This is a genomic window from Pseudomonas sp. UV AK001, assembly GCF_046097675.1.
Taxonomy (GTDB): Bacteria; Pseudomonadota; Gammaproteobacteria; order Pseudomonadales; family Pseudomonadaceae; genus Aquipseudomonas; species Aquipseudomonas kribbensis.
Window position 1 is genome coordinate 34,181 of sequence record NZ_JBJUVZ010000017.1, and the last position, 9,397, is coordinate 43,577.

Annotated in this window: 5 protein-coding genes; 3 read left to right on the forward strand and 2 right to left on the reverse strand. The window is 63.6% G+C overall.

All coding sequences use genetic code 11. The annotated features are described in order from the left end of the window. Window positions 1-7: 7 nt before the first annotated feature. A complete protein-coding gene (locus ACKLNA_RS28900; protein ID WP_408987832.1) occupies window positions 8-2,113 on the forward strand; it encodes a mechanosensitive ion channel family protein in 2,106 nt (701 codons plus the stop codon). Here ACKLNA_RS28900 and ACKLNA_RS28905 read toward each other — a convergent pair. Next, entirely contained in the window at window positions 2,107-6,402 is a 4,296-nt protein-coding gene (locus tag ACKLNA_RS28905; protein WP_408987833.1) for a DEAD/DEAH box helicase, read from the reverse strand. The two genes, ACKLNA_RS28900 and ACKLNA_RS28905, sit on opposite strands and share 7 nt — an antisense overlap. A gap of 178 nt (window positions 6,403-6,580) precedes the next feature. Here ACKLNA_RS28905 and ACKLNA_RS28910 point away from each other — a divergent pair, with 178 nt between their 5' ends. Together ACKLNA_RS28910 and ACKLNA_RS28915 are read left to right on the forward strand one after the other, a co-directional pair. Then, window positions 6,581-7,465 carry a sugar nucleotide-binding protein gene (locus tag ACKLNA_RS28910; RefSeq protein WP_085712332.1) on the forward strand — a complete coding sequence of 295 codons (885 nt, stop codon included), beginning with the start codon at window positions 6,581-6,583 and terminating at the stop codon, window positions 7,463-7,465. Continuing rightward, complete coding sequence (locus ACKLNA_RS28915; RefSeq protein WP_408987834.1) at window positions 7,458-8,387, forward strand: NAD-dependent epimerase/dehydratase family protein; 930 nt, start codon at window positions 7,458-7,460, stop codon at window positions 8,385-8,387. Before ACKLNA_RS28910 ends, ACKLNA_RS28915 begins: the two co-directional genes overlap by 8 nt. Window positions 8,388-8,577: 190 nt before the next feature. Here the strand turns inward: ACKLNA_RS28915 and ACKLNA_RS28920 are convergent, their stop codons facing one another. Further along, window positions 8,578-9,276, reverse strand: a complete 699-nt coding sequence (locus ACKLNA_RS28920) for an OmpW/AlkL family protein (RefSeq protein WP_408987835.1) — start codon at window positions 9,274-9,276, stop codon at window positions 8,578-8,580. Window positions 9,277-9,397: the final 121 nt, after the last annotated feature.

The window sequence follows — 9,397 nt, forward strand, 5'->3', positions numbered from 1 at the left end:
CTGCGTTTTGACCAGGTTCAGGATCGCAATTCTATTGGGGGCGCTGCTGTTTTCCAGCGGCCAAATGCTGCAGGCCGCCACATTGCCGGGCGTCCCGGCAGCCACCGCAAAAGCCGCCGAACCCGAACCGCTGGTGCAGGGCGGATTGCTCGGCGCCATCAGTTCCAGCATCGACGACGTGCAGGACAAACTCGACCTCAACGAGCACCTGGTCGACGCCTGGCGCCTGCGGGCCGACCGGGCGGCGGATGAGGTCGACAGGCTGGTCAATCAGCCCTCGGATCGCTCGGGCTGGAGCGTGGCCGGCGACTTCATGATGCTGTCCGGCGTGTGGCTCGGCACCTTCGCCGTGTTGACCGTGCTTGGCAGCGTGCTGGCCAAGCGGATGCGCGAGGGCCGCTGGCTGCGTACCCGCCAGCGCAGTCAGGACCTGATCGGTTATTTGCTGCCCTACACATTGCCTGCGTTGATCTGTCTGCCGTTGACCCTGTACGTCAGCCACTTCCTGCCGGCCTCGGTCGGCCGGGCGCTGGCGCTGTGTTTTGCCTACGCCACCAGCAGCGGCATCTTTTCCACATCGATGCTTTTGTGTGTGGTGGTGATGTTCAACACCGGCCACAAGCGACGCGCGGTGCAGATCATTCGCGACTACTGCCCGAAACCGCTGTTCCTGATCGGCTTTCTCGCCGCGTTGAGTGACGCGCTGACCAGCCCGCAGATCGCCCGGCAACTGGGCGGCAATATCACCAGCAGCATCGCGGTGTTTACCGGTCTGCTGGCGTCGATCATTTTCGGTTTGCTGGTGATTCGCTTGCGCCGGCCGGTGGCGCACCTGATCCGCAATCGCTCGCTGGCCCAGCGTCTGAAGCAACCGTCGCTGCAGGAATCGCTGCGGATCTTTTCCGGGCTCTGGTATTGGCCGATCGTGCTGATGGTGCTGGTGTCGGCGGTGAATCTGATCGGCATCGGCGAGGACAATCAGAAAGCTCTGCGCTGCGCGCTGTTCACCACGGTGCTGCTGATCGGCACGGTGTTTCTCAGCACGGTGCTGCAGCACCTGTTCAAATCACGCCGGGCCGAGGCGATCCAGCGCAGCAGCGCCTACAAGGAGCGTTTTCTCAGCCTGTTGCATGCGTTGCTGCGGATCGTCATCGCGATTGCGTTCATCGATATTCTCGGGCGGATCTGGGGCGTATCGCTGATCGATTTTGCGCAAAGCAGCACGGTCGGCCGGGCGATCAGCAATGCCTTGAGCAGCATCGGCCTGATCTTCCTGGTGACGTGGCTGCTGTGGGTGGTGCTCGATACGGCGATTCAGGAAGCGCTGAAACCGCCGGTCAGCAAGCGCTCGGCGCGCCAGCCGAGCACCCGGGTGAAAACCATCCTGCCGCTGCTGCGCAATGCGATCAAAATCATCCTCGTGGTGATTTGCGCAATCACCACCATGGCCAATCTGGGGATCAACGTCGCGCCGCTGCTGGCGGGTGCCGGGGTGGTCGGCCTGGCCATCGGTTTCGGTTCGCAGCAACTGGTGCAGGACGTGATCACCGGGCTGTTCATCATCATCGAAGACACGCTGTCGATCGGTGACTGGGTGGTGCTCGATTCCGGGCATGCCGGTACGGTCGAAGGCCTGACCATTCGCACCCTGCGCCTGCGCGACGGCAAGGGCTTCGTGCACTCGGTGCCGTTCGGCCAGATCAAGGCTGTGACCAATCAATCGCGGCAGTTTGCGTTCGCGTTTTTCTCGGTGCAGTTCACCTACGACACCGATGTCGAAAAAGCCATCGAGCTGATCCGCGAAACCGGGGATTCAATCCGCGAAGACCCGTTCCTCAAGTACAACCTGCAAGGGCCGCTGGATGTGTTCGGCGTGGACAAGATGGACTTGAACGGCGTGGTGCTGACCGCGCAATTCCGCACGGTGTCGGGCGGGCAATACGCGGTGAGCCGCGCGTTCAATCAGCGTTTGAAAAAGCTTGTGGATAACAGCCCGTGGGTGCACTTCGCGCAGACTTATCCACAGCAGGTTTTGTTGCCCAAGCGTCAGGAAGAGGAGGTGGCGTCGGCGCATTCGTCGGTGGTGTTGCCGGAGCAGGCGCGGACTCAGTGACGGGTCAGCTTGTTGCGAATGTCGCTCATGGCGGTGGGGTCCAGTTCCACCCAGAATTGCTGCTTGCCGGCGACCTCCGCAGCGACCGGTAATCCGTCGCGATACACCAGCCGATTGCTCGCCAGCGCCGGTACTTTCGCGCCCGGAAGCAGGGTGCCGGCGAGGTTCAGCGGATCGACCCCGCACACCGCGATCAGGCTGCCGTCATGAGGCCGACGGCGGACTTCGCGCAACAGCGGAATCGCCTCGGGCAGGGCGAATTGCTCGCCCGCCAGACCGCTGACAAACCGCCCGCCACGAATCTCGCCGCGGGCCTCCAGCCGGTGAAAGGTGCGCAGGAGTTCGCGCCAGCTCGGCAGCCAGTCTGCCTCCCGTTCCAACAGGCGCCAGAACACCACGCCGTAGCGGCGCAACAAGGTCATGGCGATGTGTTCGAGAGTTTCGGGCGACGCTGTCTGGCTGGTTTCCACAACCGGCCCGCGACGCAGAAGCGCCCAGCGCCCGGCATCGTCCATACCTCCGACAAACGCCCCGCGCCCGCGCCGACTGCTGCGTTGCTGGCGCTTGCTCGCCGGGGTGATCAGCGCACGCAGGCCGGCAAAACTGTCGGCATTCACCAGACCGGCGCCGACCAGTTCCTGCAAGGCGATTTCCAGTTCGGTGCGCAGCAGGTGCGCTTCATGAATCAACTCATCGAAAAACAGCGCGCCGTGCTGGCTGAGGGCCTCGAAGACTTTCTGCGTCTTGGGCGACAGTTCGCTGATCGGCGTCTGTTCGGCCAGCGAACTCCACAACCCGACCTGACTGCGCGGCAACAACACGACGGGGGTACTGCGCAGCGCCGTGCCGCTGGTTTTCTGCCGGGCGCTGAGGCGTGTCCACACCAGTTTTCCGCTGCGGCACAGATCATCCAGCCAGCTCGGTGAGTAGTCCTTGAGCCGCGCCGGGAAGATGTCGCTGTCCCACGCCGATGCCGCTGCCGGATAGCCCTCGAACTGACCGACAATCGCCGGCAACACGGCGCTGCCCTGACCCCGGGTGGACGGGGAAAGATGCTGCCAGTCGAACAGAAAACGCATGAAATCCTGCAACGCCACCGGTTCAATTTCCCGGCGCAGACGCTTGACCGTGTAGCGGTGAATTCGCGCCAGCAGATGCCGCTCGCACCATTCTTCAATCGTCAGCCCCGGGGTGAACCGACCGCGCAGCACGTAGCCTTCGCGTTCGAGTTGGGCGAGGGCTTGATGGACGTGTGTGGGTGGCAATGACAAAGGTTGGGCGATGGCCTCCAGCGGCAGCGGGCCGAAGGCGCTCAGTCGTGCGCGGATGACTTCCACCAAGGCATCGTCGGCAGTCCAGACCTCATCGAAACCGGGTAGCGCTGGCAGTGCCGAATGCGCCTGTGGATAAAGCGCTTGCAGACACGTCACGCGTTCCCGCGCCAGCCACAGCGAATGTTCGGGATCGATTTGCAGTTGGCAGGCTCGACCAGTGTCGGCCAACGCATTCAACCAATCGCGCCAATGCGGGTTGGCCTCGACTTCGCGGTCGTTGATGCAGGCCAGACTCATCAGCGCTTCGTGCATTTCATCGGCGCTGTTCGGTGTCGGCCAGGCCTCTTCGCGCACGGCGTTGATCGCGTCGGCGTCCAGCGCACCGAGGTCATCGGTGGATTGCGGATCGCTCCAGCGGCGGTTGAGCACGGCCTGGGTGCGGCGCTCTTCCAGCGGCGCGTCGTCGAGAAAGGTGTAAGGCCGGGCGCTGAGAATTTCCGCCGCGAGCGGCGAGGGCGCCGGAAGGTCGCGGGCGATCAGCCGCACTTCGCCGCGCTCCATGCGCCGCAGCAGTTGCAGCCAGCCTTCGCTGTCCATCGCCTCGTGCAGGCAATCGTCCAGGGTCTGTTCCACCAGCGGATGCTCGGGAATTTCCCGTTCACCGGCGAGGTTTTCCAGGCAGGCAATCTGATCCGGAAACACGCTGGCGATCAGATCTTCGCTTTTCATCCGCTGCAACTGCGGCGCGACTTTGCGCCCGCCCGTATAGCGCGGCAGGGCCAGCGCCACCCCGGCATTCCAGCGCCAGCGCACACCGAACAACGGCGCATCCAGCACCGCCTGAGTCAGTATGTGCTCGGCACTGTTGCTGTGCAGGTAACGCCAGACTTCGGCGAGCTCGAAACTGTGGCTGGTGGACAGCGACAGTACGATTGCATCTTCGCTGGCGGCGGCCTGCAATTCGAAGTTGAAGGTGCGACAGAAACGCTTGCGCAGGGCCAGGCCCCAGGCGCGGTTGATGCGGCTGCCAAACGGCGAATGGATGATCAGTTGGGTGCCGCCGGACTCGTCGAAAAACCGCTCCATCAGCAGCGTGTCCTGGGACGGCAGGGCACCGAGAGCCAGGCGGGCGCGGGCCAGATAATCCACAAGCTGTTCGGCACTGGCCAGATCCAGTCCCAGGGTTGCGGTCAGCCAGTCGAGGGCCGGTTGCAGATTGCCGGGGCTGGCGCTCAACAGTTGATCGAGCTGTGCCTGCAGGCGGGCCACGGCCATCGACAATTCGGCGCTGCGACCGGGCGCTTCGCCGAGCCAGAACGGAATGGTCGGCGGCTGGCCCTGAGCGTCCTCGACCCGCACCTTGCCGGTTTCCACCCGCAGGATTCGGTAGGAGGTGTTGCCGAGCTGGAACACATCGCCGGCAATGCTTTCCACGGCGAAGTCTTCGTTGACGCTGCCGATGTTCAGGCCCTGGGGTTCCAGCAGCACGCTGTAATCGGCGTTGTCGGGGATGGTGCCGCCGCTGGTCACGGCTGTCAGTCGCGCACCGCGTCGTCCGCGCAGGGTTCGGCTCACGGCATCGCGATGCAGGTAGGCGCTGCGGATGCCCTGACGACCGTTGTAGCCCTCGGCGAGCATCGTCAGCAGCGCCTGATAATGTTTTTCGTCGAGGCGGGCGTAGGGCTCGGCCCGGTGGAACAGTGCGAGCAAATCGTCTTCGGCCCACTCCTGGCAACTGACCTCGGCGATGATCTGTTGCGCCAGCACATCCAGCGGCGCTTCGGGGATGTGCAACGTATCGAGTTCCCCCCGGCGCACGCAGTCGAGCAGGGCGGCGCATTCGATCAGATCGTCGCGCGTCGTCGCGAACAGGCGCCCCTTGGGTGTACCGCCGACCTGGTGTCCGGAACGGCCGACCCGTTGCAGAAACCCGGCAATCGAGCGCGGCGAAGCGATCTGGCACACGAGGTCGACTTCGCCGATGTCGATCCCCAGTTCCAGCGACGCGGTAGCGATCAGCACTTGCAGTTCGCCGCGCTTGAGTCGCTGCTCGGCGTCGAGGCGAAACTCCTTGGCGAGGCTGCCGTGGTGTGCGGCTACGGCGTGTTTGCCGAGGCGTTCGCTCAGGTGCCGGCTCAGGCGTTCGGCCAGGCGCCGGGTGTTGACGAAAATCAGCGTGGTGCGGTGTTCACGGGCCAGCGTGGCGAGACGGTCGTAAACCAGTTCCCAGACGTCATTGGCCATGACCGCCGACAAGGGCACCGGCGGCACTTCGATGCCCAGATCCCGTGGGCGGGCGTGGCCGATGTCGATGATTTCGCAGGGGCGCTCATGGCCCACCAGAAAGCGTGCGACGGCATCGATCGGTTTTTGCGTGGCCGACAGACCGATGCGGGTCAGCGGCTCGGCGCACAACGCCTGCAGGCGTTCGAGGCTCAAGGCCAGGTGGCTGCCGCGTTTGCCGGCAGCGATGGCGTGGATTTCATCGACGATCACTGTGCGCGTGGTGCCGAGCATTTTGCGCCCGGATTCCGAACCGAGCAGCACGTAGAGCGATTCCGGGGTGGTCACCAGAATGTGCGGCGCGCTCTTGCGCATGGCCGCGCGGTCTTTTTGCGGAGTGTCACCCGTGCGCACGGCGGTGGTGATTTCCAGCGCCGGCAGATCCATTTGGCGCAACTGCTCGGTGATTCCCGCCAGCGGATTTTGCAGGTTGATGCGAATGTCGTTGGACAGCGCCTTGAGCGGTGAGACGTAGACCACCAGCGTTTCGTCCGGCAGGCCGTCCGGGGTTTCCAGGCCACGGTGGACCAGATCGTCGAGCACTGCGAGGAATGCAGTGAGGGTCTTGCCGGAGCCGGTGGGCGCGGCGATCAGCGTCGAGCGACGCTGGCGGATCAGCGGCCATGCGCGGGCCTGGGCGGCGGTGACCGTCGCGAATGTGCGGCTGAACCAGGCGCTGACGGCGGGGTGAAAGCCTGCCAGGGCCGCGTCCTTGGGGATGGGCAGATTCATGTCTGCAGTTATGCGGGCGGGCGGGCGAAGTTGCAAGTACCGCCGGGGATCTACACTTTACGGGTGACGGTTGCGCACTAAACCCGCAAAATGCAACGATTCCGGCAATTATCGACGACGGTGCCCCGAGCATCGTCGCTAAAGCCATCGTTCCAATCAGACTGGGCCTGCTGACTCTATGCGAATGCGCCTTATGTTACTGGGCGGCGGAAATGCCCTTGGGCAGGCGCTGATTCGCCTCGGTGCGGAGGAAGACATCGGTTTCCTCGCCCCCCGCCCGCCCGAAGACGGCTGGGATGCCGCGAGCCTGACACAACTGCTCGACGACACCCGTCCCGATGCATTGATCAACCTTGCCTACTATTTCGACTGGTTCCAGGCCGAGACCGTCAGCGAAAGCCGTCTGTCGGGGCAGGAACGCGCCATCGAGCGTCTGGCCGAACTGTGCCAGCACCACAACATTGTGCTGGTGCAGCCGTCCAGCTACCGGGTATTCGACGGCTCCCGCGCCACCGCCTACAGCGAAAAGGACGAGCCGGTGCCGTTGGGCCTGCGCGGTCAGGCGCTGTGGCGGATCGAGCAAAGCGTACGCGCCACCTGCCCGCAGCATGTGTTGCTGCGTTTCGGCTGGCTGCTCGACGACAGCCCGGAAGGCACCCTCGGACGATTCCTCGCTCGCGCTGAAAAACCGGACGAATTGCTGCTGGCGGACGACCGTCGCGGCAATCCGACGCCGGTCGACGATGCGGCCCGGGTGATCATCTCGGTGCTCAAGCAACTCGATTGCGCCGCGCCGCTGTGGGGCACTTACCACTACGCCGGCCACGAGGCGACCACACCGCTGGCGCTGGGGCAGGCGATTCTCACCGAGGCCCGCAGCCTGCATCCGCTGGCGATCGAAGAACCGACCGCCCAGGCCCACGCCGCGCGTGAGGATGCCGCTGAAGAGCCGCAACACGCCGTACTGGCCTGCAAGAAAATTCTGCACACTTTCGGGATCAAGCCGCGCGCCTGGCGTGCCGCGCTCCCGGGCTTACTGGATAGGTTTTATCGTCATGGCTGAAGGCCCTGTTTTAATCACTGGCGGCGCCGGTTTCATCGGTTCGCACCTGACTGACGCGTTGCTCGCCAACGGCCATTCGGTACGGATCCTCGATGACCTGTCGACCGGCAAACGCAGCAACCTGCCGCTGGACAATCCCAAGGTCGAGCTGATCGTCGGCGACGTTGCCGATGCCGCGCTGGTCGCCCGGGCGATGCAAGGTTGCAGCGCCGTTGCGCACCTGGCCGCCGTGGCTTCGGTGCAAGCGTCGGTGGATGATCCGGTGAAGACTCACCAGAGCAATTTCATCGGTACGCTCAACGTCTGCGAAGCCATGCGCGAGGCCGGCGTGAAGCGCGTGCTGTTCGCTTCCAGCGCAGCGGTCTACGGCAACAATGGCGAGGGCGAGTCGATCAGCGAAGACACGCCGAAAGCGCCGCTGACACCGTACGCCTCGGACAAACTGGCGGGCGAACACTACTTCGATTTCTACCGTCGCCAGCACGGTCTGGAACCGGCGATCTTCCGTTTCTTCAACATTTTCGGCCCGCGCCAGGATCCGTCCTCGCCGTACTCCGGCGTGATCAGCATCTTCAGCGAACGCGCGCAGAAAGGCCTGCCGATCACCGTGTTCGGCGATGGCGAGCAGACCCGGGATTTCATGTACGTCGAAGATCTGGTCGATGTGCTGGTGCAGGCCCTGGAAAAACCTGAAGTGCAGGTCGGTGCGGTGAACGTCGGCTGGAATCAGGCGACCAACCTCAAGCAGATGCTGGCCGCCCTGGAAGCAGTGGTCGGTGAGCTGCCGCCCGTCAGCTACGGCCCGGCACGCTCCGGCGACATCCGTCATTCGCGGGCGAACAACGGCCGATTGCTTGAGCGATTCAAGTGCCCGACGCCAACGCCGATGAGCGTCGGCCTGGCGCGTCTGCTCGGCCGCTGAGCTTCTCGCGGACATGAAAAAGGCGCCTTTTGACAGGCGCCTTTTTCACGGCCGGAATTCGGGTTTCAAACCTGTTTCCTGTAGCGAGGGAGCTTGCTCCCCGGTCGATTGCGTAACATCGCCGTCAGTTCTGAGTCTGCCCGCCACCAAGCCTCATTCACCACCACGTGAACGTTCTTTGATTGCTCGCTTAGAACTTGTAGCCCAGACCGACCATGTACACAAATGGATCGACGTCGACATTCACTTTTGCGCGAGTGCCCGGAGCCACGGCATTGTTCTCGACGGTGGCGCGGGTATCGATATCGATGTAGCGCACCTGGGCGTTGAGCATGATGTTGTCGGTCAGCATGTAGTCGGCGCCGACCTGCCAGGCCAGGCCCCAGGAGTTTTTCGCCTTGAAGTTGCTGAAGCCGTTGGACTGGGCTTCGCTGCCGACGTGCTCGTCGTAGATCCAGGTGTAGTTGATGCCGCCGCCGATGTACGGCTGGAACGCCGACTTCGAATCCAGCGGGTAGTAGACGACGCTCAGGGTCGGCGGCAGGTGTTTCAGGGTGCCGAGCTTGCCGTTGGCGGCCGGCAGGGCAGTGCCCTTGAGCTTCACATCATGCTCGAACGGCGATGCGGCCAACAGCTCGATACCGATGTTGTTGGTCAGCATGTAGGCGAAGTTCAGACCCAGTTGGGTGTCGCTGCTCATGGTCGCCTTGCCGCCCAGGTTGGTGCCGCTCAGCGGACCCTGATCGACCTTGACGCTGGAGCTGTCGGCCTTCGGGTTGACGGTGATCGCACCGGCACGAACGATGATGTCGCCGGCTTCGTGGGCGTGGGCGAGCGGGGCTGCGAGCGCGAGGGCAAACAGCGAAGCGCTGAGCAAGGACTTGTTCATGGAAGCTCCCAAAGGACGTTAAAAATGTTTGATGTCCTATGGTACGAATCCGTCTGATACGGTCTTTTGACTCAGCTCAATGAAACAGTGATGGCGGGTTTATTTGTGGAACCTTTGCCGA

Coding starts and splice junctions, on each gene's coding strand:
- ACKLNA_RS28905 (WP_408987833.1), bottom strand. CDS start 6,402: ATGAATCTGCCCATCCCCAAGGACGCGGCCCTGGCAGGCTTTCACCCC.
- ACKLNA_RS28910 (WP_085712332.1), top strand. CDS start 6,581: ATGCGAATGCGCCTTATGTTACTGGGCGGCGGAAATGCCCTTGGGCAG.
- ACKLNA_RS28915 (WP_408987834.1), top strand. CDS start 7,458: ATGGCTGAAGGCCCTGTTTTAATCACTGGCGGCGCCGGTTTCATCGGT.
- ACKLNA_RS28920 (WP_408987835.1), bottom strand. CDS start 9,276: ATGAACAAGTCCTTGCTCAGCGCTTCGCTGTTTGCCCTCGCGCTCGCA.